The following is a 23,321-nucleotide window of genomic DNA, read 5'->3' as shown; positions in this document are numbered from 1 at the left end:
AAGGGGGAGGGGAAACAAATGAGACATTCCGGTTTCTGTCACAGAACTTTTACATAGGGCTGTTTGATAGCCCCATGGAAGTCGAAGATTCCCGTGAAGCTCTGCCTGCGACAGCTGCGCGTCGGAAATGGATGTCGCTGCTCGCTTCCGCCCGGCCGGCACGTCTCAACGCCTTGTTCCCGCGCGATGAATTTCCGCAATTCGTCTATCTGCGCAAGCCCGAGACCGGCCTTGTGATGGTACGCGGCCGCCAGGGCGGCACCGGCAGCCCGTTCAATATCGGCGAGACGACGATGACGCGCTGCACCATACGTCTCGCGGACGGCACGGTGGGCCATGCCTTCGTCATGGGCCGCTCGCATGAGCACGCGGTGACGGCCGCGGTCTGCGATGCCGTTTTGCAGGGCCCGCAAGGTTCCGATCTCGCCGAAAAGCTGGTGGCGCCCCTGGCCGAGGAGCGCAGTGAGCGCGAGCGCCAGCGGGCGCTGCAGAACGCCGCCACGAAAGTCGATTTCTTCACGATGGTGCGCGGCGATGACGATTGAAGCCATGACCGGCTTTGCCGACCAGGCGAGGGACAGCGCCCGCGCCTTCCGCCGCATGCTCGACGCCATGGCGCGTCCGGGACGCATCCTCAGCCTTGAACCCGATTTCGACGTCCCCGCCCCTTTATTGCCGGCAGCGGCGGCGATCTGCCTGACACTGTGCGACTACGACACGCCGCTCTGGCTCGATGCGAGCCTGAGCGAGCCCGCTATTCTCGATTTTCTTCGCTTCCAGACGGGCGCTCCGATCACGGCCGACATCGCGCCGGCGCGCTTCCTCCTCTGCACGCCGGGCTCCGCTCTGCAAGCATTGGCCGGCGCCCATCGCGGCGATGCGGAATATCCCGATGCCTCGGCGACCTTGATCATCCAGGTGCCCTCGCTCTCGGCAGGCGGGAGGCTGATCCTCGAAGGCCCCGGGATCGATGGTGAGCAGGACTTCAGGACGCTCGGTCTCGATGCGGCTTTCTGGGACACGATGCAAGACAACCACCAGCTTTTTCCTCTGGGATGCGATGTGTTCTTCGCCTCGGCCTCAGGGATATCGGCCCTTCCCCGTTCGACACATATAAAGAGAGAAGGTCACGCCTGATGTATGTCGCGGTCAAAGGCGGCGAGAAGGCCATCGATGCGGCGCATCGCCTCTTGAAGGAGGAGCGCCGTGGCGACCCGGCCATCCCCGAGATCACCGTCGAGCAGATCGGCGGGCAGCTTTCGCTTGCCGTCGACCGGGTGATGACCGAAGGCTCGCTCTATGACCGCGAGCTGGCGGCGATCGCCATCCGCCAGGCGCGCGGCGATCTCATCGAAGCGATCTTCCTCATCCGTGCGTCCCGCACCACCCTGCCGCGTTTCGGTTATTCGACACCCATCGAGACGTCGGAGATGCTGGTGCGCCGCCGTATCTCGGCGGCCTTCAAGGACATGCCCGGCGGCCAGATATTGGGCCCCACCTTCGATTACACCCATCGCCTTCTCGAATTCGGAGCGGAGACGCAAGCCGCCGAAGCGCCGGTCGCGATGGCGCCGGCCGATATCGACCGCGCCATGCCGCGCGTCCTCGATCTCATCGGCGCCGAGGGCCTGATCGAGCCCGCTTCCGCCCAGCCGAGCGAGCCCCAGGATCTCACCCGCGAGCCGCTCAGCTTTCCGGCCGGCCGCGATCTGCGCCTGCAGAGCCTGGTGCGTGGCGATGAAGGCTTTCTCCTGGCGCTCGGCTATTCGACGCAGCGCGGCTATGGCCGTTCGCATCCTTTCGCCGGCGAGATCCGCTATGGCGAAGTGTCGGTGAGCTTCGTGCCGGAAGAGCTCGGCTTCGAGATCGAGATCGGCTCGATCGACATCACCGAATGCGAGATGATCAACCAGTTCAAGGGTTCGGCCGAGGTGCCGCCGCAATTCACCAGGGGCTACGGCCTGAGCTTCGGCCAGTGCGAGCGCAAGGCCATGTCGATGGCGCTGGTCGACCGCGCGCTGCGGGCCGCCGAGCTCGACGAGGAGCAGACGGCGCCGGCCCAGGATGAGGAATTCGTGCTCTCCCATGCCGACAATGTGCAGGCGACGGGCTTCGTCGAGCATCTGAAACTGCCACATTATGTCGACTTCCAGGCCGAGCTCGAGCTGCTCAGACGCCTGAGGCGCGAGGCCCAGGGCCTCCATCAGGAGGCGGCGGAATGACGACCGGCTACAATTTCGCCTATCTCAACGAGCAGACCAAACGCATGATCCGCCGCGCCCTCCTCAAGGCGGTGGCGATCCCCGGCTACCAGGTGCCTTTCGCCAGCCGCGAAATGCCGATGCCCTATGGCTGGGGCACGGGCGGCGTCCAGGTGACGGCCTCGATCCTTACCCCCGAAGACACGCTGAAAGTGATCGACCAGGGTGCCGACGACACGACCAATGCGGTCAGCATCCGCAAATTCTTCAAACGCACCGCGGAAGTGGCGACCACCGAGGAAACGGCCAAGGCCTCGATCATCCAGACCCGCCACCGCATCCCGGAAGCGCCATTGCGCGAGGACCAGATTCTCGTCTTCCAGGTGCCCATCCCCGAGCCCTTGCGTTTCCTGGAGCCGCGCGAGACCGAGACTCGCAAGATGCATGCGCTGGAAGAATACGGCATCATGCATGTGAAGCTCTACGAGGACATTGCGCGCCACGGCCATATCGCCACCTCCTATGCCTATCCGGCCAAGGTGAACGGACGCTATGTCTTCGATCCTTCGCCCATTCCCAAATTCGACAATCCCAAGCTCGACAGCTGCGCCGCCTTGCAGCTCTTCGGTGCCGGCCGCGAGAAGCGCATCTATGCTGTGCCGCCTTATACGCAGGTAAAGAGCCTCGATTTCGAGGATCATCCCTTCACCATCCAGAAATGGGATGAGCCCTGTGCTTTGTGCGGCGCCCGCGGCACCTATCTCGACGAGATCATTCTCGACGACAGGGGCAAGCGCATGTTCGTCTGCTCCGACACCGACCATTGCCGCAAAGCGCGCAGCGGCGAGGAAGCGGCATGACCCGACCACTGCTTGCCGCCGACAACATCACCAGGCTCTATGACGGGCGCGTCGCCTGCGAGCGCGTGAGCTTCGAATTATGGCCGGGCGAGGTGCTGGCGGTCGTCGGCGAATCGGGCTCCGGCAAGACGACCTTGCTCAAATGCCTCTCCATGCAGGTGGCCCCCACGGCGGGCCGCGTGCTCTATTCGCTCCGCGATGGCCGTACCGTCGCGCTCGCCGATCTGAGCGAGGCCGAGCGCCGCTTCCTGATGCGCACCGACTGGGGCTTCGTCCACCAGGATCCGCGCGAGGGCCTGCGTATGGGCGTATCGGCCGGCGCCAATGTCGGCGAGCGCCTGATGGCGGTGGGCGAGCGCCATTATGGCCGCATCCGCGGCACCGCGCTCGACTGGCTCGCTCGCGTCGAGATCGCCGAGGACCGCATCGACGACAGCCCGCGCCATTATTCGGGCGGCATGCGCCAGCGCCTGCAGATCGCCCGCAACCTCGTGACGGCGCCGCGCCTTGTCTTCATGGACGAGCCGACCGGCGGCCTCGATGTCTCGGTGCAGGCGCGCCTGCTCGATCTTCTGCGCGGCCTGGTGCGCACGCTCGGCCTCTCGGTCATCATCGTGACGCATGATCTCGCCGTCGCGCGCCTGCTCTCGACCCGCATTCTGGTGATGCAGCAGGGCAAGGTCATCGAGACCGGCCTCACCGACCAAGTGCTCGAGGACCCGCAGGCGCCCTACACCCAGCTTCTCGTCTCTTCCGTTCTGCAGGTGTGACCGATGAGCGCCGTCCTCAGGATCAAGGGCCTTGCCAAGCAGTTCCGTCTCCATTTGCAGGGCGGCGTGCGCATTCCGGTCTTCGATGATCTTCATCTCGATCTCGACGCCGGCGAAGCGCTGGCCGTCACCGGACCATCGGGCAAGGGCAAGAGCTCGCTGCTCAAGCTGATCTATGGCACCTACAAATCGGGCCAGGGCCAGATCCTCGTCCGCCATGACGACGACTGGATCGATCTGGCTGAGGCCGAGCCGCGCCAGGTTCTGGATGTACGGCGTCGCACCATTGGCTATGTCACGCAATTCCTGCGCGTCATTCCGCGCGTGCCGGCACTCGATATCGTCGCCGAGCCTTTGCTCGAGCGCGGTGTGCCGGCGGAGGAAGCCCGCGCGCGCGCCGCCCGGCTCCTCGGACGGCTCAATATCCCCGAGCGCCTGTGGTCGCTGTCGCCCATGACCTTTTCGGGCGGCGAGCAGCAGCGCGTCAATATTGCACGTGGTTTCGCCGCCTCCTATCCGATCCTGCTCCTCGATGAGCCGACCGCTTCGCTCGACCAGGAGAACAAGGCGCGCGTCCTCGCCATGATCGATGAGGCGCGGGCCCAGGGCAGCGCCATCATCGGCATCTTCCATGATGCCGCCGACCGCAGGGCCGTCTGCACGCGCGACTTCGATCTCGACCGTGACGCGGCCTGATCACGCCACTGAATAGCGGTCGATCGCCCACAGCCACGTTCCATCGCTCTGCTGGCGCGCCACTTCGGCGGTGATGCTGCCATCGGGCAAATGCGTGGAAGTGAGCGCCAGGCCGCCATTGATCACCGCCGGACTCTGCCTGCCTTTGGCGAATTTCTTGCCGCTGGCCCGGAAATCCTCATAAAGCGCCCTGATCGCATCATGGCCGACAGTCAACGGCCCCTCGCCCGTATCGATGATGGCGTCGGGCTCGAACAAGGCCACCATTCCCTCCACATCGCCGGCCCATTGCCGCTCGATCAGAAGCCTTTCCAGATCCTGGGGATCGCGTGCCGGCTCGCGCTTTCTGTCCTTGCCTGTCATTCTCGCCCCTCACGGAAATTTTGAAGCAAAGACACAAGATTAGATGAGGCCGCGATCTGGTTTCAACACCCTTGGCCGGACTGACACAAAGCCTTCAGAAGACTGTCATGAAAGGCCGCTAGCTGTTTCAAAACGATAAAGGGGATGCCGTTGAGCGCGATCCGTATCGAGCGGCTGAGCAAGACGTTCAGCAGCGGAAAACGTGGCCTGGATGATATTTCGCTGACCGTCGGCAAAGGCGAGATGGTCGCCCTGATCGGTGCGTCGGGATCCGGGAAATCGACTCTCATTCGCCATATTGCCGGCCTCGTCACCGCCGACCGGGCCAACGGCAGCACCATTTCCGTCCATGATCGCGCCGTTCAGGACCAGGGCCGTATTGCCACCAATGTGCGCGACATCCGCCGCGAGATCGGCGTCATCTTCCAGCAGTTCAATCTCGTCGGCCGCATGTCGGTCCTGACCAATGTGCTGACGGGCGTTCTCGGCAGGATCCCGGCCTGGCGCGGCAGCGTCGGGGCATTCCCGCTCACTGAGCAGCGCGCCGCCATGGCGGCCCTGACGCGCGTCGGGATCGCCGAAACGGCGCGCCAGCGCGCCTCGACCCTGTCGGGCGGCCAGCAGCAGCGCGCCGCCATTGCCCGCGCCCTCGTCCAGGGAGCCCGCATCCTGCTCGCCGATGAGCCGATCGCCTCGCTCGATCCCGCTTCCGCCCGCCGCGTCATGGAGACGCTCGAGACCATCAACAGCCAGGACGGCATCACCGTCGTCGTCGCTTTGCACCAGGTCGAATATGCGCGCCGCTTCTGCCAGCGCACCATTGCCATGCAGGCGGGCCGCGTCGTCTTCGACGGCCCGAGCAGCCAGCTCTCCAATGAGCGTCTTCGTCAGATTTACGGATCGGCCAGCGAAGAGCTGATCCTGCCCGATGCGGGCGAAGTCCGCCGCCCTGCCCCGATCCCGGAAGGGCTCGCGGCCGCCGTCGCCGCATAGTCGCGTAAAGCGTCAAACATTCTTTGTCAGGAGAAGTCAGATGAGAAGGATTACACGACGGCTCGCCATTGCGGCGGCAGCTTTGTTCATGGCCAATTCGGCCTGGGCGGAAACCAAGGAAATCAATTTCGGCATCATTTCGACCGAATCGACCCAGAATCTCAAGCAATACTGGACACCGTTCCTCGCCGACCTCGAGAAGGACACCGGCATCAAGGTCAATCCGTTCTTCGCCTCCGACTATGCCGGCATCATCGAGGGCATGCGCTTCGGCAAGGTGCAGATGGCCTGGTATGGCAACAAATCCGCCATGGAAGCCGTCGATCGCTCCGAGGGCGAAGTCTTCGCCCAGTCGGTCGATGTCGAAGGCAATCCCGGCTACTGGTCGCTGCTCGTCACCAATGTCGACAACACGAGCATCAACACCGTCGATGACGTGCTGAAATGTGACAAGACCATGAGCTTCGGCAATGGCGATCCGAACTCGACCTCGGGCTTCCTGGTGCCGTCGGTCTTCGTCTTCGGCAACAAGGGAGTCGACCCCAAGACCTGCTACAAGGCCGTCACCAATGCCAATCATGAGACCAATCTCATGGCAGTGGTGAACAAGCAGGTGGATTTCGCCACCAACAACACCGAGAACATGCGCAACTTCGCCAAGTCGCATCCGGAAGAGCTGAAGAAGATCAAGGAAATCTGGCGCTCGCCCCTGATTCCGTCCGATCCCATCGTCTGGCGCAAGGATCTCGACCAGGCGACGAAGGACAAGATTCTGTCCTTCTTCATGACCTATGGCCGCCAGGGCTCGGTCGAGGAAGTGAAGGCCGCGCGCACGACCCTCAAGGGTCTGGGCTGGGCGCCGTTCAAGCCCTCGTCCGACGCGCAGCTCTATCCGATCCGCATCCTCGAGATCTCCAAGGCGATGACCAAGGTCAAGGGCGATGAGGCCCTGAGCCAGGCCGACAAGGACGCCAAGATCAAGGAGCTCGAGGCCAGGAAGGCCGAGTTCGAGAAGCTGATGGCCGAGGTGCCGCAGACCTGATTTTTTCGAAGCGATGAAGAGCATCAAGCATCTTCCCCTCTCCAGTTGCAAAGCAATGGGAGAGGGGAAAATCGGATAGGGTGGACACGATGACAACCGCAACATCGATCCATGTACCGCCCGTGCCGGCTGCGCAACGCTATGGACAGCTGGCCTTCTGGTCGATCCTCGCCGTCCTCCTGGCCTGGAGCTTTTACCCGGCCGAGATCTACAAGGCGCCTTTGCTCGTCACCGACGCCGGCAACATGGCGCGCTATGCCTCGGGCTTCCTGTCGCCCAATTTCGCCGACTGGAAGATCTACGCCGCCGAAATGCTGGTGACGGTGAATATCGCCATCTGGGGCACGTTCCTCGCCATCCTGTTCGGCATCCCCTTTTCGCTCCTCGCCTCCAACAATGTGGCGCCGGCCTGGGTCGTCCAGCCGGTGCGCCGCCTGATGGATTGCTGCCGCGCCATCAACGAGCTCGTTTTCGCCGTGCTGTTCGTCGTCGCCGTGGGCCTGGGGCCTTTTGCCGGCGTCATGGCCGTCTTCATCCACAATCTCGGCATCATCTCGAAGCTGTTCTCGGAAGCCGTCGAAGCCTCCGACCCCCGCCCGGTCGAAGGCATCCGCGCCACCGGCGCCACCAGGCTGCAGGAAGTGATCTACGGCATCGTCCCCCAGGTGATGCCGCTCTGGCTGAGCTATGGGCTCTACCGTTTCGAATCCAATGTGCGCGGTGCCACGGTGCTCGGCATTGTCGGCGCCGGCGGCATCGGCCAGCTCCTCTTCGAGAATATCCGCGGCTTCTACTATGCCGAGACGGCGGCGATCATGATCGTCGTCGTCATCACCGTCGCCATCATCGACATCATCTCGCAACGCCTGCGCAAGGTGCTGGTATGACCATGCGCTACGCCCTCTATTACGCGCCGGCGCCCGACACGCTGTTCCACCGCCTCGGCAGCGAGTGGCTTGGCCGCGACGCCTGGACCGGCGAGGCCCTTCGCCAGCCGGCCATCGAAGACCTCGCTTCATTGACCGCCGAGCCGCGCCGCTATGGCTTCCATGCCACGCTGAAGGCCCCCTTCGAGCTGGCGAAGACACGCCGCGAGCTCACCGCCTTCGCGCGGGATTTCGCCGCGCGCCAGGCGCCGGTGATGCTGCCGAAACTGCGCCTCGCCGTTCTCGACGGCTTCCTCGCGCTGATCCCCGATGTCGAGACTGACCAGCTCCAGCAACTGGCCGCCTGCTGTGTCATGGATTTCGACAGTTTCCGCGGTCCTTTGCACCAGGACGAGATTGCACGCCGCCACCGGGCGGGCTTGAGCCAGCGCCAGAACCGCCTGCTCCTGAACTGGGGCTATCCCCATGTGCTCGACCAGTTCCGCTTCCACATGACGCTGAGCCGCAAGCTCGGCGCCGCCGGTCTGGTGCGGCTCAAGCCGGAGGCCGAGACGCATTTCGCCCCCGTGATCGGGGTCCCGCTCCGGCTCGAGGCGATCACCATCTTCTGTGAAGCCGAAGCCGGCGCGCCTTTCCGCGCCGAGGAGCGCTTCACGCTGACCGGCCGGGCCGACAGGGCCTGGCCTGAAATCTGGAAATTGGGTGTGAGATGACGAAAGAATGGGTCTTCGGCAATGCCAGGATCGTGACGGCATCCGAGATCATTGCCGGCGCCGTCCTGGTGCGCGATGGGATGATCGCGGATATTTCGCAAAGCGGTGCTGCCAGGATCGACAGCGATCTCGATGGCGCCTATCTTCTGCCGGGTCTTGTCGAGCTTCATACCGATCATCTCGAGAGCCACTATCGGCCGCGCCCCGGCGTCGCCTGGCCGGCGATCGGCGCGCTCCTCGCCCATGATGCGCAGATCGCTGCGGCCGGCATCACCACGGTCTTCGATGCGCTGCGGGCCGGCACTTTCGATGCCGAGACCGGCGGCCTGCGCCGCGCCAATGGCGAGCTCTCGCAAGCCATCGCACAGGGGCGCAAGACCGACATGCTGCGCGCCGATCATCGCATCCATCTGCGCTGCGAGCTCCCCTGCCCTGATACATTCGAAACTGCCGAAGAGCTTGTCGAGGAAGGCCTCGTCGATCTGCTCTCGGTCATGGATCACACCCCGGGAGAAAGGCAATTCGTCAGCCTCGACAAGTTCCGCGAGTATTATCTCGGCAAGAAGATCATGAGCGCGGAACGGCTCGAAGTGTTCATCGTCGAGCGCCGCGAGATGAATATCCTCCATTCCGACCGCAATCGCCGCGCCATCGTCAATCTCGCCATTGCCAAGGGATTGAAGCTCGCAAGTCACGACGACGCCACGCTGGAGCATGTCGCCGAAGCGCTCGCCGATGGCGTCACCATTTCGGAATTTCCGACCACCGAGGAAGCGGTGCGTGCTGCCCATACCAACGGCCTCGCCGTGCTGATGGGAGCACCCAATCTGGTGCGCGGCGGTTCCCATTCCGGCAATATCCCGACCGCCGACGTCGCCAAGGCCCAGTGCCTCGATCTGATGTCGTCGGATTATGTGCCGGCCAGCCTGCTGCATGCCGCCTTCGCACTGCCGCAGAACGTACCTTCCATCACCTTGCCCGAGGCCGTCACTGTGGTGTCGCGCAACCCGGCGCGCGTGATGGGACTCGACGACCGCGGCGAAATCGCTCCCGGCAAGCGCGCCGATCTGATCGAAGTGCGCCTGATGGACGATCATCCCGTGGTCCGCACCGTCTGGCGCGCCGGCCAGCGCGTCGTCTGACCGCAATGCGTTTGCCCGGAAAGCTGGTTCTCGTCGTCGGCCCGAGCGGCGCGGGCAAGGACAGTCTCCTGCGCGAGGCTGCTCGGATCCTTGCCAAGGATCCGCATTTTGTCTTTCCCCGCCGCGTCATCACCCGTCCGAGCCACGATGAGGCGGAGGCGCATGACAGCCTGACGGCCGATGAATTCCACATCGCCGCGCGGCAAGGCTTGTTCGCGCTGTCCTGGCAGGCGCATGGCCTTCACTACGGCATCCCGGTCTCGCTCGACGATGATCTGCAGGCGGGGCGCACCGCTGTCGTCAATGTGTCGCGCGCCATCCTTGCCTCGGCATCCGAGCGTTATCCCGACATGGCGGTGCTGCATGTCACTGCGTCGCCTTCCATCCTTGCCGAACGCCTGGCCCGGCGCGGGCGCGAGACCGCGGCCGATATTGCGGGCCGCCTTGCGCGCGAGCCGGAGCCCACCCCGGCGCATGTCGAGGCCGTGACCATCCTCAACGATACGACGCTCGCGGCCGCCACCGGCAAATTCGTTTCGGCTCTCCTCTCTTTCTCGAAGGTCCCCCATGCCGCAACTGTCTGAGCAGCCGTTCTTCCACGAGGGTGCCATTGTCACCGGCTCGAGCTTCGGCCGCTATGTCGAGATCGGGGCCGGCGCCCGTATCGTCGAGAGCGTCTTCGGCGATTACAGCTACACCGACCGCTTCGCCGACATCGCCTATTCGACGCTCGGCAAATTCGCCAACATCGCGGCCTTCGTGCGCGTCAATCCGAGCGAGCATCCCTATCAGCGCGCTTCATTGCATCACTTCATGTACCGCTCGGAATATTACTGGCCGGAGGAGACGAGCGAGAAGGCGATCTTCGATTGGCGCCGCTCGCGTGGCGTCCATATCGGTCATGACACCTGGATCGGTCACGGCGCCGTCGTCATGAAGGGCGTCACTATCGGCAATGGCGCGATTATCGGCTCGCTGTCGGTCGTCACCAAGGATGTGCCGCCCTATGCCATCATGGTGGGCACCCCGGCACGCTTCCTCAAATGGCGTCATCCGGCCCCCATCGCCGAGCGTCTCGAGGCGCTTGCCTGGTGGGACTGGGACCATGAGACCCTGCATCGGGCGCTGCCCGATTTCCGCTCTCTCGCGGTCGAGGACTTCCTCGAACGCTATGAATCGGAACCGTTGCAGAAGACCGGCTAGCGCCGGCGCTCATTCCACCTGTCTATTCCTGAGATGACGCTGTCGCGGTCCGAGTGACCGGCCCTTGACGCTTGGTCGAGGCAGATTATAGTGCGTTCCGACATATAAGATTGAAGTCCGACATTGCGGAAAATCGGGCCACGCCCCAGCCGCATAGCGCCGACAAGGGATGCGTCATGGGCTTGCTCGACGAAAAGACATGCCTCGTCAGCGGCGCAGGCCAGGGACTTGGACGTTCCGTGGCGCTGGAGATGGCGGCCGAGGGCGCTGCCGTCGTCCTTCTCGAGCGCAATGCCGCAACGCTGGCGAGCGTTGCCGCCGAGATCGAAACCCGGGGCGGCACGGCGCTCGCTTATGAGCTCGACGTCACCGACTATGACCGCTATGGCGCGGTGGTCGCCGATGTCATGGCGAAGTGCGGGCACATCGATGTGCTGGTCAACAACGCCGCCATCAACCCGCCGACCCGCACCATCCTGAACGACACGCTGGAGGACTGGCGCCGCACCATTACCATCAATCTCGAGGCCGTCTATATGGGCAGCAAGCTGGTGGCGCCCCATATGGTGAGGCAGCAGGACGGCCGCATCATCCACATCGCCTCGATCCAGGGCTTCGCCGCGAGCGGCGATTGCGGACCTTACAACGCCGCCAAGGGCGGCATCATCGCCTATACCCAGTCGATGGCGGTCGAGCTCGGGCGCTACAACATCCTCGTCAATGCGGTGGCGCCGGGCTTCATGGTGACGCCGATGTCGATCGTCAACGGCGTCGATGAGACGACGACGCCGGATTTCATTGAATGGTATGTCACCAGGCGCAAGATCCCGCTCGGACGGTCGGGCCTGCCCGAAGATGTGTCAGGGACCGTGATCTTCCTCGCCTCCGATTATTGCCGCTACATGACCGGCCAGTTGCTGGTGGTCGATGGCGGCCTGATGAGCACGTTCTGATCAACGCATATGACAAGGAAACAGGGAAGGCATCGTCATGAGCAAGAGCAGGATACCCAATATCTCGCGGCGCGATTTCGTCAGGACATCGGCCGTCTTCGGCACCGCCGCCGCGTTGGGCGGCGTCCTGCCGCCCTTCGCCCGGGCACAGGAGAAGACCCTCGATATGTGGTGGTGGGGCGAGCAGGAGCTCCCCGGCCTGCAGAAATTCGTCGACGGCTCGATCGCCGCCTACAAGGATGCGGCGGTGAAGTCGATGCTGCAGGACACCGCCGTGGTGATCTCGCAGTTCCAGACCGCCGCCGCCGCCGGCAAGGCGCCCGACATCCAGTATCTGTGGAACGGCGTCTATCACATGGAAAGCGTGTGGCTGGGCTATCTCAAGGGCCTCAAGGGCCTGGTGAAGGACGATATCCTCGCCGCCTCGAACCCGACCGCGCTCAGCCGCTTCGGCGGCAATATCTACCGCGTCGGCTGGTATCCGCTGCCGATGTTCTGGTGCTACAACAAGACCTTGTTCGAGAAGGCGGGCCTCGATCCGGAAGCCCCGCCCAAGACCTGGGACGAGCTCCTCGCCGCCTGCGAGAAGCTCAAATCCGCCGGCATCGAGCCTTTGGGCGGCGGCATCCAGGACGGCTATTGGAGCGAATGGTACATCACCCATTCGCTGCCGCAGAATCTCGACAGCTTCGGCGAGGCCGTCGAGCTCTTCATCGGCGACAAGGATTTCCGCGATCCCAAATATCATGAGCATTGGAAGAAGCTCGAGGAGCTCAAAACCCGCGGCTATCTGAACAAGGACATGTCCTCGTTGGAACTTTATCCGGGCATCGATCTCGTCGCCGCCGGCAAGCTTGCCATCGGCCAGTCGATCGGCACTAGGCTTCCCGCCGACAGCAAGGCGACCGGCGGCAAGATCGGCTACATGACCATGCCGCTCTTCGGCAAGGGCAAGCTCGCCGGCGTTCCGGTGGTCGACGTCCAGGGCCTGGGCATTTCGAGCAATGCCGAGGATCCTGCGGCCGCGGCCGCCTTCCTCGAATATCTGAATTCGCCCGAAAGGCTGAAGGCCTTCTGGGATGCGACCGGCTGGCTGCCCTCCAACACCACCTTCGATGCCAGCGTCATCGCCGATCCTTCGGTGCGCGGCCTGTGGGAGAATTGGGGCCTCAAGCCCAACATCTCCAATGTGACCAATCTGGTGCCCGGCCAGTTCTATGAGCGCGCCGCCATCCCGACCGGCCAGCAGATCGTCCAGGGCTCGATGACCGGCGAGCAGGCGGGTGAGCTTGCCGCCAACACGGCCAAGGAATGGCGCGACTTCAACCCGGACATGGTCGAGAACTATCGCAAATGGGCGGTCGATCTTTCCGCGCCGATGTGAGCATTCGTGACGGTGAAAATCCGCTCCCACAAAATTCCCCTTCTCCCGTGCTGTGCACGGGCGAGGGGGAAATTACTGATATATCCGCATGACCAACTCTCTGAGCATCAGGCTAAAGCCCTATCTCTATGTGCTGCCGCTGGTCGCATTGCTGGCCTTCGTCTTCGGCTATCCGCTGCTGCGCATCTTCGAGTTCAGCTTCAAGCTGGTGCGCGGCGTCGATGGACCGTGGATCGGCCTGCGCAACTATGAGCTGATCCTTTCCCAGTCGCTGTTCTGGGAATCGGTGCTGCACAATATCCAGCTGCTGCTGGCGATCCCCGCCATGGTGGTCATCTCGCTGCTCATTTCCATCCTGCTGTTCGAGCGCATCGCCGGCTGGCGGCTTTATCGCGTCATCGTCTTCGTCCCCTTCGTGCTCGCCATTCCGATCATTGCCGTGGTGATGAAACGCATGTTCCAGTTCTCGGGGCCGGTGAACGAGGTGCTGCGCTGGGCGAGCCTCGATTTCCTGGCTCTCGACTGGATCGGCTCTTCCGATGTGGCGCTGTGGACGGTGATGATCCTCATCGTCTGGCGCGAATCGGCGCTCGGCATCATCCTGTTCCTCGCCCGCCTCCTCAGCCTCGATGAAGCGGTGCTCGAGGCGGGCAGGCTCGACGGCGCCAATTGGTGGCAGCGTGTATGGCACATCATCCTGCCGCAGATGCGTGGCGTCATCGAATTCTATGTGGTGGTGAGCGTCATCACCATGCTGGCCTCGGTCTTCGCCTATGTCTATGTCATGGGCGGCGGCCGCGGCGGTCCCGGCACCGCCACCATGGTGGTCGAGTTCTACATCTTCAACGCCTTGATCCGCACCAGCCTGCCGGGCATCGCCTCGGCCGCCTCGGTGCTGCTGTTCCTGGTGTCAGTCCTGCTCATCTTCCCGATGTTCCGCGCCCGCCGCCGCGCCCGCGAAGAGGAGGCTTAGAAATGGTCCCGGCCGCACACTCCACTCACAGGCGCCGGTTCGCCTTCACCGCCGGCGATGCCGTCAAGCAGGGCGTGCTCATCGTCGCTTCCTTCATCGCTTTGGTGCCGACGCTTTACATGATCGCCACCGCGCTCAAGAGCGATGCGGAATATGCCGTCGACAAGCTGGGCCTGCCGGATGCGCCGGTATTGGAGAATTTCCGTGCCGTGCTCATCGACAGCCCCTTCGCTCTGTGGATGCTGAACAGCTTCATCCTCGTGGCCGGCTCGGTGCTCGTCAGCATCGTGGTGTCCTGCCTCGCCGCCTATGCCATAGCACGCATGGAATTCCGCGGCCGCGACACGCTGCTGGCGCTCTCGACCTCGCTGATGGCGGTGCCGCCCATCGTGATGATCGTGCCCCTCTTCGTGCTCTATACCCAGCTCGATCTGATCAGCACCTATCAGGGCGCCATCATCATCTATGCCGGCCTGATCACGCCCTTTTCGGTCTATCTGCTCACCACCTTCTTCCGCACCGTGCCCAATGAACTGTTCGAGGCGGCGCGCATCGACGGCGCCGGCGATTTCCTGATCCTGTGGCAGATCGTCCTGCCGCTGTCGCTGCCCGCCCTCCTCACCTTGGTGGTGGTGAATTCCCTCTATGTCTGGAACGACCTTCTCATCGCCATCATCTTCCTCCAGGAAGACGCGAAGCGCACCTTGATGGCGGGCATCAGCGTCTTCCAGGGCCGCTATAACAACCAGGTGCCGCTCACCATGGCCGGCATGGTGATCGCCAGCGCGCCGATGTTCATTCTTTACATTGCCTTCCAGAAGCATTTCATTCGCGGCCTGATGGCAGGGGCCATCAAGTGATCGGAACCACCGGCCATGAGCCTTTCGTCGGCGCTTACCTTGTCCAGCCGAAACTTGCGCGTGACCGTCAATCCGCGCGTCGGCGGCACCATCACCTCCATCATCCACCGCGACAGCGGGCTTTCGGTGCTGGGCAATGTGCCCTGGCCGGTCATCGACGCGCCGATCGACAGCGGTGCGGCACGTGACGAGCCCGAATGGCTCACCCGCTATACGGGTGGCTGGCCCCTGCTCTTTCCCAATGGCGGCGATGCCTGCCAGGTCGATGGCGTGTTTCATGGCTTCCATGGCGAGGCGTCGATCTCGCTTTGGGAATCGTCCCTCACCGCCGCCACGCTCATCCTGACCCGGCGCTTCGCCACGGTGCCGGTCGAGATGCGCCGCGAGATCGCGCTCGACGGCGACATGCTGGTCGTGCGCGAGCATCTACACATGCGGGGCGACGATCCGATCGAGGTCATGTGGGGTCATCATCCGACATTGGGATCGGACCTTCTGGCCGGTCCCATCGAGATCACGACCGGCGCGCGTCATGTGACGGTCGATGCGACCTATGACCCTCCGGCCAATCCGTTGCGCCCTGGCGCCAACGGCACCTGGCCGATGATCGCCGGCAAGGACGGGACGGTCGACCTCAGCCGGCCTTCGGGTCCGCTCGCAAGCCTCGTTTACCTGCATGATTTCGATCGCGCCTGGATCGCCGTGCGGCGCCACGACGATGCGATCGGTGTCGCTTTGTCCTGGGACAAGCATCGCTTTCCCTGCGCCTGGCTGTGGTGCGAGCTTGAAGGCAATCCCGATCCGCCGTGGAACAGCCGCACCCGGCTCATCGGCATCGAGCCCAATACGACCTGGCCGGCCGCGGGCATGGAGAAGGCGAAGGCATCAGGCGGCACGCTGCTGCGCCTCGCCAAGGGCGATGAGCTTGACGCCACGTTGCTGCTCCATGTCTTCCGGCCCGACGGCCCGGTGCACAGCCTTGATCCCGCCGGACGCGCCAGGATCCGCTGAAGACCATCACGGCAATTTGCGTGGCGGGACATCTGATCGTCGCCACGGCGGCGACGGCACGCTGAACAGCGCAGCCGCAGCGCTCGTCGAGACCCGCCTGCCCTTCGGCATGCTGCCCATGGGCACGGCGAATGATTTCGCCCGCACCATCGGTGTCCCGCGAGATCGTCAGCGAAACACCGGCGGCATTCCGCATCGACTGCAAGGCTGTTAAGATGTTTGCCGCACGCAATGAGTCGCACGCGCCCCGCAGGATCGCCGGGGAATTCACGATTGTGTCAGCGCGTATGATTGCTGACCAGAAAATTGATCCAAAACATAAGCTTAGTCTGAGACGCCAAGGAATGATTAACCTTCATTGCAGGTCTGCGCCGGTATCCTTATTTTAATCATATTCACCGCTAATTAGAGGAGGGAGAGTGGAGAGGATCTGGCTCATGCTGAAACGGTGGAAAGTCGAGGCGCTTCTCGCAGCCGTCCTGCTGCCGCTTTTCGCCGCCGGCACATTATATATGAGCGGACAGACGACCTTCGCCTCCAAGCTCTGGACGGATGCAAAATCGCGCAACATCCCGCGTGAGCTTTTCGACCTGGCGCTCGGCGTCTTCGGATCGGGCTCCGATGTTCTCGACAAAGCGCGCAACCAGCCCGAGGTCCTGTCGAGCGTCGAGGATTACATCAAGCTGCGGGTGAGCGCGACGCGGATCGCGACCGGCCGCGACAAGCTCGGCGAATGGAAAGACACCATCGCCGACATCGAGAAGAAATATGGCGTGCCGGCGCGGACGCTGGTCGCCATCTGGGGCATCGAGTCCAATTTCGGCAGGACGATGGGCGACTACAATGTGCCGCATTCGCTCGCGACCTTGTCGGAAGGCGGCTACCGCACCGACTATTTCCGCGAAGAGCTGCTGGCGGCGCTCGAAATCCTGCGCGACGGCCATATTGAAAAATCAAAGATGGTGGGATCCTGGGCGGGCGCCATGGGCCAGACCCAGTTCATGCCGTCGAGCTACAAGGCCTATGCGGTCGACTATGATGGCGACGGCAAGAAGGACATCTGGAATTCGGTGCCGGACTCTCTCGCCTCGACCGCCAATTACCTCAAGCGGAAAGGCTGGCAGCGCGGTTCGGACTGGGGCTATGAGGTCAAGATCCCGGCCGGGTTCGATTTCGGCAAGGCCTGGAAGAAGGACGGCGTGACGCTCGGCGATTGGGCGAAGATGGGCATTGCCCGCATCGACGGCAAGCCGTTTCCGCAACCCGGCGAGACGGCGCGCTTCTATCTGCCTTCGGGCGGTGAAGGGCCGGTCTTCCTGGTGCTCAAGAATTTCGACGTGATCAAGCGCTACAACAATGCCGATTCCTACGCGCTCGCCGTCGCTCATCTCGGCGACCGCATCACCGGCGCCACCGAATTCGTCGCCGCCTGGCCGGCCGACATGAAGCCGTTGTCGCGCGCCGAACGCCAGGAGCTGACCTCGCTCATCGTCGCCCAGGGCTTCAAGGTCGGCAAGGCCAGTGGCCATATGAGCCAGAACATGCGGCTCGCCATCATCAAATTCCAGAAGAAGGAAGGCCTCCTGCCCGACGGCCATCCCTCGCCCGCTCTGCTGCAGCGCCTGCGCAGCGTGAGCTCGCTCGCCTCCGGGCAGAAGACGTAAAGTCGCTCGCAAGACGCTTGTCCGGAAATACGGAACCCCGTACAGTATTTCAAACATGACGGACCGGGCGCCGGCACATCCATGCGGGTGGCCCCATCACCAGTGACCGGGAATCAGGATGGCTCCTTCGGATAAGCGTGGCTTGAAGCCCTTGCGCGAGGTCGACGCCGAGGACGAGGCCACCGGCTCGCGCAGTGTCAGACGGGCCCTCGATATCCTGGAGCTGATGCTGAAGCACAATCAACCGGTGACCGTGGCGCAGATCATCGCCGAGCTGGCGATCCCCAAATCGACCGCCTATGAGCTGGTCCGCACCTTGTCGGACGGCGACTATCTGGAACCCGCCGGCAAGGGTTCCGGCCTGTTTCTCGGCCGCCGCCTGTTCGAGCTCGGCATGGCCTATAGGAGCCATGTCGATCTCCTGCGCGACGGCAGCCGCATCGCCGAGGAGTTGCGCGACGCCACCGGCGAGACCGTGCAGCTCTCGGTGCTCGAGAACGATCTCATGATGGTGCTGTTCAAGGAGGAAGGCATCCGCCCCTTGCGCATCATCAGCCATATCGGTTCGCGCGTGCCGGTCAACTGGGCCGCCGCCGGGCGGCTATTGGTCTCGGACATGGACGACAAGGCGCTGGCGGCGCTGCTCTCCGCCACCATCCGCCAGTCGCCGACCGGGCGCGCCATGCTCGACGTCAGGAAGCTCATCGCCCAGATCCGCAAATTCCGCCGCCAAGGCTATGCGACCGAGCTCAACGAAACCAACGAGCATGCCGGCTGCGTCGCAGCCCCTGTGATCGATGCCCGGGGACGCTGCATCGCCGCCTTGAGCATCGTGGCGCCCGAGCAGCGCCTCGCCAGGCCCAACCGCGACCGGCTCATCGAAGCCGTGATGGCGGCGGCCGAGAAGCTGTCGCGCCGCCTCGGCTGATCCTCGATTCTCCCTCCGCCGCGCGAAGCGCGGTGGAGGGAGATTTCGCGCTGGCGCTATTGACGGCAGGTCCGGGAGCCCTATTGTGGCGTCTCCATTCCTGAACAACATTCCGATATTGCGGACATCATGAAAATCGAAGCCGTCGATTTCTTCTATCTGTCCATGCCCGAGGTCACCGATGCCGGCGACGGCAGCCAGGACGCGCTGGTGGTGCGCGTCGCGGCCGGCGGTCTTGTCGGCTGGGGCGAGTGCGAGGCCTCGCCCTTGGTGTCGATCGCCGCCTTCGTGACGCCCATGTCGCATGGCGCCTGCAAGCCGGTCAGCGCTGTCGTTCTCGGCGAGACCCTCGAAGGCCCGGCCGATATCGCCCGCCTCGCCGCCAGGGTGGAGCTCGAATGCATGGACCTTCTGCAGGCGGCCCATACTTTCTCCGGCATCGAGATGGCGCTGTGGGACCTTCTCGGGCGCAGGTTCGACACGCCCGTCTACCAGCTCCTCGGCTACAAGCAGGCTTATCCCAAATTGCCCTATGCCTCGCAGCTTTTCGGCGATACGCCGGAGGAGACGCGGGCCGGCTGCAGGGCGGCGCGCGACAAGGGCTTTCGCGCCGTCAAATGCGGCTGGGGTCCGTTCGGGCGCGGATCGCTCGCCGATGATCGCGATCATTTGCAGGCGGCGCGCGAGGGGCTCGGCAAGGAGGGCACCTTGCTCATCGATGCCGGCCAGATCTTCATCGAGAATGTCGACGCCGCCGCGGCGCGCCTGCCCATGCTGGCCGAAGCGGGCGCCGTCTGGCTGGAAGAGCCGTTTCTCGGCGGCGCCTATGAAGCCTATGCGGCGCTGGGCCGGCAGGGCGGCAGCGTGCGCATCGCCGGCGGCGAGGCCTCGCATAATTTCCACATGGCGCGCCAGCTCATCGACTATGGCAAGGTCTCCTATATCCAGATCGATTGCGGCCGCATCGGCGGCATAGCGCCGGCCAAGCGCGTCGCCGACTATGCGGCTCGGCATGGCGTGACCTATGTCAATCACACCTTCACCTCGCATCTGGCGCTGTCGGCGTCGCTGCAGCCCTATGCCGGCCTCAAGGACCATGTGATCTGCGAATATCCCTTCACGCCCAAATCGGTGGCCTGGGACATGACCGCGAACCACATCCTTCCCGATGCCAATGGCGAGGTGACGCTGCCACAGGCTCCCGGCCTCGGCATCACGGTGAGCGAGGCCGGCATGGCTAAATATCTCGTCGATGTCGAGATCTCGGCCAAGGGCAAATTGCTCTACCGCACATCTAGGCCTTGACCGGTGCCTCGCTTCGGGCACCGACGGCAGGATTGATGGAGGCGACGGCATGACAATGACCGACTGGCAGATCGGCTCACCGACCCATGACCGGCTGGGAGAGAGCATCCTGTGGCATGCGCAGGAAGAGGCGCTCTATTGGATCGATTTCTACGGTCCCCTGATCCATCGGCTCAAGCAGGGCGCGCTGACGACCTGGCAGATCGGCGTCGGCAAGATGATCGGATCGCTCGTCTTCGTCGACGATGGCCGTCTTCTCCTGGCCGTCGACCGCAGCCTCCATCTCTTCGACCCGGCCACGCGCGAAACCGTGTTGTTCGCCGATGCGAGCCCCGGCCCGGACAAGGTCGCCTATAATGACGGCAAGATCGACCGCGCCGGGCGCTATTGGCTCGGCACCTATGAGATGAGCGAGACCGAACCGCTTGCGGCCTTCTACCGCGTCTCGGCCGGCGGCGTCCTGACCATGGCCGATGATGGCTTCGTCGTCTGCAATGGTCCGGCTTTCTCGCCCGACAACCGCACTCTCTATTTCAGCGACAGTGTCGGGCGGCGCATTCTCGCCTATGACCTTGATGCCGGCGGCAACCTCTCGCGGCGCCGGACCTTCGCGCAATTCCCGGCCGATGGCGGACTGCCCGACGGGCTTGCGGTCGACAGCGGCGGCGATCTGTGGTGCGCGCTCTACGGTGCCGGCAGGATCGTACGCATCGATCCGGCGGGCGAGGTGAAACTGTCCTTGCCGGCGCCCGAGCCCAATGTGACCAGCCTGTGCTTCGGCGGCGCCGATCTGAAGACCCTCTTCGTCACGACCGGCTGGAGGAATGGCACGACGGCACAGACCCGGGAGAAGGACACGGGCGGATGCATGTTCATGCGGCCGGTCGATCGTGCCGGCCTGCCGGAGCCCGTCCTCGCTCTGAGTGCTGCGCGTTGAAGCCGGATTGCTTCTTCAGCGCGCGCTCGGCGCTCCTGCGAAAAAGTCGCTAAAATTGCATCTATTCCATTAACTCTCCCGTGGTTCTGCAGCGCTTCGCGCTTGCCTCGCAAACCGCTTGGATTTAGCTTCATCAGGCGTTGCTTAGGTAGGACCATGACAACAACGGCGGTGGTTCATTTTGCCGGGGCGCTTCTCGGTATTGCGTTGATTTCTCGATTGCCGGTCTGGTTTCTGCAGGCCTGGCGGGAGAAGAGTCTGTTGCGGCTCTTCGCGGCTCATCTCTTCACCTATGTCATTGTCGCCGTCATTTCGGCCTTTGCTCAGGCACGGGGCATCGACCCGCAATGGAGGACGGCGTTCGTCGATCTTGCGCTGCCGGCGCTCCTTGTTTTCCTGATCGACACGGTCCTGATGCTGAAGCGCGACAGCGGCACGGAAGGCCTGGAGGCGCATTGGTTCCTGCATTCGGCCGGCAAGCAGAGTGGCCCGGTGCCCGCCGATGCTGTCACCGCGGCGCTTGCCGATGGATCGCTGAAGGCGTCGGACTGGGTCTGGCGCGCCGGCTTCGCGGAATGGGCGCAGATCAGCTCCGTCGATCTTACCGGCAAGGACGGCACGCCGCAGGCCGCAGCGGCCGATCCGCAGGCAAGCGGAAATTATCTTCACCGCCACTGGCAGGGAGCGCTCTCGCTTCCCCGGAGCTATTGGGCCGGCGGCCTGTCGATCGCGGCCTTGTTCATCCTGCCCTATCTGCTGCTGATGCGGCTGACGCTGACCGATCATCCGCGCCTGATCGGCGCGGCAGTGACCGGCCTGTGGCTGACGCTGCTTGCCGCCATGCTATGGCTGAGCGTCGGCATATTCCGCTCCGCCGATCACCATGCGCGCACTCACCCCGCGCGCCATTGGGGCAGCGCCGCCAAGCTTTCGATCGTCCTTGGCTGCCTCGCGGTGCTCTCCATCTTCGCGCGCCTCGGAGTTCCCCAGATCCGCGACTTCGCCGACGCGATGTCGGGGTCACGCCAGACGCTCTATGCGCTGCAGCTGCGCCGCGACGATACGGAGCTGGCGCTCAGCGGCCCGATGGAAAGCGGATTGTCGGAAGCCGTGGCGCGCAGCCTGATGGACCATCCACGCCTCGCGACCCTGGCGCTCGACAGCACGGGCGGCGACCTCAACGAGGCCGACAAGCTCAAGGCCATCGTCCTCGGCCGTGGGCTGAACACCTACGTTCCGGCCACCTGCACAGGCGCCTGCGTGACGGTCTTCGCCGCCGGCAGGACGCGCTGGCTCTCCCGCGGCGCGTTCCTCGCTCTGCACAGGCCCGCCATCGCCGACGCCACGCCGGCCGATCTCGCCGCCGCGGCGGCGAAGACGAAGGCGTTCCTGGAGAGCCGCGGCATCACCGCCCAGTTCGTCGACAAGGGCCTCGCGGCGACGCAAGAAGCCGCATTCCGCCCGAGCCATGCCGAATTGTTCGAGGCCCGCCTGGCCACATCCTATGCGACCGACGCCGAGGTGGCGAAAGGCGGCATCCCGGTCCGGGAGATCCGGGACGCCGAGGCTGCGGTGGACAGGACCGCGCTCTACCAGGTGATCAGGGACAAGCATCCGAAAGCCCATGCCGAGCTTCTGGCCATCGTCCGTGACCGCATCCTCAAGAACGAGTCGCCGGCTCGGATGCGCCGGCGCGTTTCCGCGGCCATCGCGCCGATCGTGAATGACAGCATCTCCTCGGCCGCGGAGCCCGCTTTGCTCGCCTTCTACCAGATGGCGACCGACGAGGCGGAGGCCTTCGCCAGGGTCGACGCCAGGAGCTGCGAGGCCTTCCTGAAAGGCGACACCGGCGGTTTCGATGCCGCTCTGCTTCCGCTCGCGCTGCAGGAGCGTGAGTTCCAGGCGACGGCAGACTTGATCCGGTCGGCCGGCAGCTATGCCGGCAGGCCGATCGAGCAGAGCGAGGTGATGGGCCCGCTGGCCCAGGTGGTCGCGGCCGCGCAGACGAAGGGCTTCACCCAGGCCGACTTCCAGCAGGCCATCCAGTTCAAGCTCGATCCGGCCCGCAACTGCCAGGGCACGATCCTGCTGTTCAGGTCGCTGTTCGTCATGAACGCGCCCGATCGCACTGCCTTGCTGCGCTACATGGCGCAGCAAGCCACGACGCTCTGAACCCGTCCGAGCCATGCAGAAGCGCTGAAACGCGACGGCAACAGGCTCCGGCCTTGTAAAATTCCGTTCCGGCACCATATAGGGGTTCGTCGAGTTTCCGCCCGCTAGCCTTGTCGGGCGAAATTACCCCTGAGGCAAGGCCTAGGCGGGCGCGGCAGCGCGCTCGCATAAGTCAATCACGCAATTGGCGTTTGAGCTGCACGGGCATGGTCGCCCCTGTCGGCAGAGCAGACCGCGGATGTACCGGCTGTCCTGCCGACGGAT

General features: G+C 63.9%; 24 protein-coding genes and 1 pseudogene. 24 read left to right on the top strand and 1 reads right to left on the bottom strand.

The window, feature by feature from the left end:
- Positions 1-74 precede the first annotated feature (74 nt).
- The 6 genes from phnG to phnL are packed head-to-tail and all read left to right on the top strand — an operon-like array spanning position 75 to position 4,527.
- Positions 75-545, top strand: coding sequence for a phosphonate C-P lyase system protein PhnG (gene phnG, locus DT068_RS00250; protein WP_119387765.1), 471 nt, complete (start codon positions 75-77; stop codon positions 543-545).
- The gene (gene phnH, locus DT068_RS00245) at positions 535-1,137 is read left to right on the top strand and encodes a phosphonate C-P lyase system protein PhnH (protein WP_119387764.1); all 603 of its coding nucleotides are present in this window, start codon (positions 535-537) and stop codon (positions 1,135-1,137) included. The genes phnG and phnH overlap by 11 nt, the downstream gene beginning before the upstream one ends.
- Positions 1,137-2,222: a carbon-phosphorus lyase complex subunit gene (locus DT068_RS00240; RefSeq protein WP_119387763.1), complete on the top strand. Its 1,086-nt coding sequence runs from the start codon at positions 1,137-1,139 to the stop codon at positions 2,220-2,222. The genes phnH and DT068_RS00240 overlap by 1 nt, the downstream gene beginning before the upstream one ends.
- On the top strand, positions 2,219-3,061 hold the full coding sequence (locus DT068_RS00235) for an alpha-D-ribose 1-methylphosphonate 5-phosphate C-P-lyase PhnJ (protein WP_119387762.1): 843 nt from the start codon (positions 2,219-2,221) through the stop codon (positions 3,059-3,061). The genes DT068_RS00240 and DT068_RS00235 overlap by 4 nt, the downstream gene beginning before the upstream one ends.
- A complete protein-coding gene (phnK, locus tag DT068_RS00230) occupies positions 3,058-3,831 on the top strand; it encodes a phosphonate C-P lyase system protein PhnK (RefSeq protein ID WP_119387761.1) in 774 nt (257 codons plus the stop codon). Before DT068_RS00235 ends, phnK begins: the two co-directional genes overlap by 4 nt.
- 3 nt (positions 3,832-3,834) lie before the next feature.
- Positions 3,835-4,527 (top strand): phosphonate C-P lyase system protein PhnL, encoded by a 693-nt coding sequence (gene phnL, locus DT068_RS00225; protein ID WP_119387760.1) that lies wholly within the window; start codon positions 3,835-3,837, stop codon positions 4,525-4,527.
- Here phnL and DT068_RS00220 read toward each other — a convergent pair whose 3' ends face one another.
- On the bottom strand, positions 4,528-4,890 hold the full coding sequence (locus DT068_RS00220) for a YybH family protein (protein WP_119387759.1): 363 nt from the start codon (positions 4,888-4,890) through the stop codon (positions 4,528-4,530). It lies immediately after the preceding gene.
- Between the two features lie 144 nt (positions 4,891-5,034).
- Between DT068_RS00220 and phnC the strand changes: the two genes are divergently transcribed.
- From phnC to DT068_RS00130, 18 genes and pseudogenes are all read left to right on the top strand, one after another.
- Positions 5,035-5,883 carry a phosphonate ABC transporter ATP-binding protein gene (phnC, locus tag DT068_RS00215; protein WP_368904349.1) on the top strand — a complete coding sequence of 283 codons (849 nt, stop codon included), beginning with the start codon at positions 5,035-5,037 and terminating at the stop codon, positions 5,881-5,883.
- 40 nt (positions 5,884-5,923) lie between these two features.
- Positions 5,924-6,925 carry a phosphonate ABC transporter substrate-binding protein gene (gene phnD / locus DT068_RS00210; RefSeq protein WP_119387758.1) on the top strand — a complete coding sequence of 334 codons (1,002 nt, stop codon included), beginning with the start codon at positions 5,924-5,926 and terminating at the stop codon, positions 6,923-6,925.
- Between the two features lie 89 nt (positions 6,926-7,014).
- Positions 7,015-7,812 (top strand): phosphonate ABC transporter, permease protein PhnE, encoded by a 798-nt coding sequence (phnE, locus tag DT068_RS00205; protein WP_119387757.1) that lies wholly within the window; start codon positions 7,015-7,017, stop codon positions 7,810-7,812.
- A complete protein-coding gene (locus DT068_RS00200; protein WP_368904348.1) occupies positions 7,809-8,525 on the top strand; it encodes a DUF1045 domain-containing protein in 717 nt (238 codons plus the stop codon). Before phnE ends, DT068_RS00200 begins: the two co-directional genes overlap by 4 nt.
- Complete coding sequence (locus DT068_RS00195) at positions 8,522-9,667, top strand: alpha-D-ribose 1-methylphosphonate 5-triphosphate diphosphatase (protein ID WP_119387756.1); 1,146 nt, start codon at positions 8,522-8,524, stop codon at positions 9,665-9,667. Before DT068_RS00200 ends, DT068_RS00195 begins: the two co-directional genes overlap by 4 nt.
- A gap of 5 nt (positions 9,668-9,672) precedes the next feature.
- Positions 9,673-10,251: a phosphonate metabolism protein/1,5-bisphosphokinase (PRPP-forming) PhnN gene (phnN, locus tag DT068_RS00190; RefSeq protein ID WP_119387755.1), complete on the top strand. Its 579-nt coding sequence runs from the start codon at positions 9,673-9,675 to the stop codon at positions 10,249-10,251.
- The gene (locus tag DT068_RS00185; RefSeq protein ID WP_119387754.1) at positions 10,235-10,870 is read left to right on the top strand and encodes an LbetaH domain-containing protein; all 636 of its coding nucleotides are present in this window, start codon (positions 10,235-10,237) and stop codon (positions 10,868-10,870) included. The genes phnN and DT068_RS00185 overlap by 17 nt, the downstream gene beginning before the upstream one ends.
- A 176-nt stretch (positions 10,871-11,046) precedes the next feature.
- Positions 11,047-11,823, top strand: a complete 777-nt coding sequence (locus tag DT068_RS00180) for an SDR family NAD(P)-dependent oxidoreductase (protein ID WP_162913919.1) — start codon at positions 11,047-11,049, stop codon at positions 11,821-11,823.
- A 37-nt stretch (positions 11,824-11,860) separates the two neighbouring features.
- The gene (locus tag DT068_RS00175; RefSeq protein ID WP_119387752.1) at positions 11,861-13,207 is read left to right on the top strand and encodes an ABC transporter substrate-binding protein; all 1,347 of its coding nucleotides are present in this window, start codon (positions 11,861-11,863) and stop codon (positions 13,205-13,207) included.
- A gap of 88 nt (positions 13,208-13,295) precedes the next feature.
- Complete coding sequence (locus DT068_RS00170) at positions 13,296-14,180, top strand: carbohydrate ABC transporter permease (RefSeq protein ID WP_119387751.1); 885 nt, start codon at positions 13,296-13,298, stop codon at positions 14,178-14,180.
- Positions 14,181-14,182: 2 nt separating this feature from the next.
- The gene (locus tag DT068_RS00165; protein WP_119387750.1) at positions 14,183-15,040 is read left to right on the top strand and encodes a carbohydrate ABC transporter permease; all 858 of its coding nucleotides are present in this window, start codon (positions 14,183-14,185) and stop codon (positions 15,038-15,040) included.
- A 15-nt stretch (positions 15,041-15,055) separates the two neighbouring features.
- A complete protein-coding gene (locus DT068_RS00160) occupies positions 15,056-16,051 on the top strand; it encodes an aldose epimerase family protein (RefSeq protein WP_162913918.1) in 996 nt (331 codons plus the stop codon).
- 46 nt (positions 16,052-16,097) lie between these two features.
- A pseudogene (locus DT068_RS28250) lies at positions 16,098-16,217 on the top strand (diacylglycerol kinase family protein); the annotation flags it as partial.
- Between the two features lie 271 nt (positions 16,218-16,488).
- On the top strand, positions 16,489-17,715 hold the full coding sequence (locus tag DT068_RS00150; RefSeq protein ID WP_162913917.1) for a lytic murein transglycosylase: 1,227 nt from the start codon (positions 16,489-16,491) through the stop codon (positions 17,713-17,715).
- Between the two features lie 118 nt (positions 17,716-17,833).
- Entirely contained in the window at positions 17,834-18,643 is an 810-nt protein-coding gene (locus tag DT068_RS00145; RefSeq protein ID WP_119387746.1) for an IclR family transcriptional regulator, read from the top strand.
- Between the two features lie 129 nt (positions 18,644-18,772).
- Positions 18,773-19,948 (top strand): mandelate racemase/muconate lactonizing enzyme family protein, encoded by a 1,176-nt coding sequence (locus DT068_RS00140; protein ID WP_119387745.1) that lies wholly within the window; start codon positions 18,773-18,775, stop codon positions 19,946-19,948.
- Between the two features lie 49 nt (positions 19,949-19,997).
- Positions 19,998-20,885 carry an SMP-30/gluconolactonase/LRE family protein gene (locus DT068_RS00135; protein WP_162913916.1) on the top strand — a complete coding sequence of 296 codons (888 nt, stop codon included), beginning with the start codon at positions 19,998-20,000 and terminating at the stop codon, positions 20,883-20,885.
- Positions 20,886-21,041: 156 nt separating this feature from the next.
- Complete coding sequence (locus DT068_RS00130; RefSeq protein WP_119387743.1) at positions 21,042-23,057, top strand: GYF domain-containing protein; 2,016 nt, start codon at positions 21,042-21,044, stop codon at positions 23,055-23,057.
- Positions 23,058-23,321: the final 264 nt, after the last annotated feature.

The sequence above is a fragment of the Taklimakanibacter lacteus genome (assembly GCA_003576695.1).
GTDB lineage: Bacteria > Pseudomonadota > Alphaproteobacteria > Rhizobiales > Aestuariivirgaceae > Taklimakanibacter > Taklimakanibacter lacteus.
The sequence above is the reverse complement of the archived record's forward strand: the minus strand, read 5'-3'. Positions and strand labels throughout refer to the sequence as shown.

Excerpts from the sequence above, each read along its gene's own strand:
- phnG (WP_119387765.1), top strand. The coding sequence starts at position 75 with ATGGAAGTCGAAGATTCCCGTGAAGCTCTGCCTGCGACAGCTGCGCGT.
- DT068_RS00135 (WP_162913916.1), top strand. The coding sequence starts at position 19,998 with ATGACAATGACCGACTGGCAGATCGGCTCACCGACCCATGACCGGCTG.
- DT068_RS00170 (WP_119387751.1), top strand. The coding sequence starts at position 13,296 with ATGACCAACTCTCTGAGCATCAGGCTAAAGCCCTATCTCTATGTGCTG.
- phnH (WP_119387764.1), top strand. The coding sequence starts at position 535 with ATGACGATTGAAGCCATGACCGGCTTTGCCGACCAGGCGAGGGACAGC.
- DT068_RS00185 (WP_119387754.1), top strand. The coding sequence starts at position 10,235 with ATGCCGCAACTGTCTGAGCAGCCGTTCTTCCACGAGGGTGCCATTGTC.
- phnC (WP_368904349.1), top strand. The coding sequence starts at position 5,035 with ATGCCGTTGAGCGCGATCCGTATCGAGCGGCTGAGCAAGACGTTCAGC.
- DT068_RS00145 (WP_119387746.1), top strand. The coding sequence starts at position 17,834 with ATGGCTCCTTCGGATAAGCGTGGCTTGAAGCCCTTGCGCGAGGTCGAC.
- DT068_RS00140 (WP_119387745.1), top strand. The coding sequence starts at position 18,773 with ATGAAAATCGAAGCCGTCGATTTCTTCTATCTGTCCATGCCCGAGGTC.
- DT068_RS00180 (WP_162913919.1), top strand. The coding sequence starts at position 11,047 with ATGGGCTTGCTCGACGAAAAGACATGCCTCGTCAGCGGCGCAGGCCAG.
- phnE (WP_119387757.1), top strand. The coding sequence starts at position 7,015 with ATGACAACCGCAACATCGATCCATGTACCGCCCGTGCCGGCTGCGCAA.
- DT068_RS00175 (WP_119387752.1), top strand. The coding sequence starts at position 11,861 with ATGAGCAAGAGCAGGATACCCAATATCTCGCGGCGCGATTTCGTCAGG.
- phnK (WP_119387761.1), top strand. The coding sequence starts at position 3,058 with ATGACCCGACCACTGCTTGCCGCCGACAACATCACCAGGCTCTATGAC.
- DT068_RS00240 (WP_119387763.1), top strand. The coding sequence starts at position 1,137 with ATGTATGTCGCGGTCAAAGGCGGCGAGAAGGCCATCGATGCGGCGCAT.
- DT068_RS00200 (WP_368904348.1), top strand. The coding sequence starts at position 7,809 with ATGACCATGCGCTACGCCCTCTATTACGCGCCGGCGCCCGACACGCTG.
- phnL (WP_119387760.1), top strand. The coding sequence starts at position 3,835 with ATGAGCGCCGTCCTCAGGATCAAGGGCCTTGCCAAGCAGTTCCGTCTC.
- DT068_RS00160 (WP_162913918.1), top strand. The coding sequence starts at position 15,056 with ATGAGCCTTTCGTCGGCGCTTACCTTGTCCAGCCGAAACTTGCGCGTG.
- phnN (WP_119387755.1), top strand. The coding sequence starts at position 9,673 with ATGCGTTTGCCCGGAAAGCTGGTTCTCGTCGTCGGCCCGAGCGGCGCG.
- DT068_RS00235 (WP_119387762.1), top strand. The coding sequence starts at position 2,219 with ATGACGACCGGCTACAATTTCGCCTATCTCAACGAGCAGACCAAACGC.
- DT068_RS00220 (WP_119387759.1), bottom strand. The coding sequence starts at position 4,890 with ATGACAGGCAAGGACAGAAAGCGCGAGCCGGCACGCGATCCCCAGGAT.
- phnD (WP_119387758.1), top strand. The coding sequence starts at position 5,924 with ATGAGAAGGATTACACGACGGCTCGCCATTGCGGCGGCAGCTTTGTTC.
- DT068_RS00150 (WP_162913917.1), top strand. The coding sequence starts at position 16,489 with ATGCTGAAACGGTGGAAAGTCGAGGCGCTTCTCGCAGCCGTCCTGCTG.
- DT068_RS00165 (WP_119387750.1), top strand. The coding sequence starts at position 14,183 with ATGGTCCCGGCCGCACACTCCACTCACAGGCGCCGGTTCGCCTTCACC.
- DT068_RS00195 (WP_119387756.1), top strand. The coding sequence starts at position 8,522 with ATGACGAAAGAATGGGTCTTCGGCAATGCCAGGATCGTGACGGCATCC.
- DT068_RS00130 (WP_119387743.1), top strand. The coding sequence starts at position 21,042 with ATGACAACAACGGCGGTGGTTCATTTTGCCGGGGCGCTTCTCGGTATT.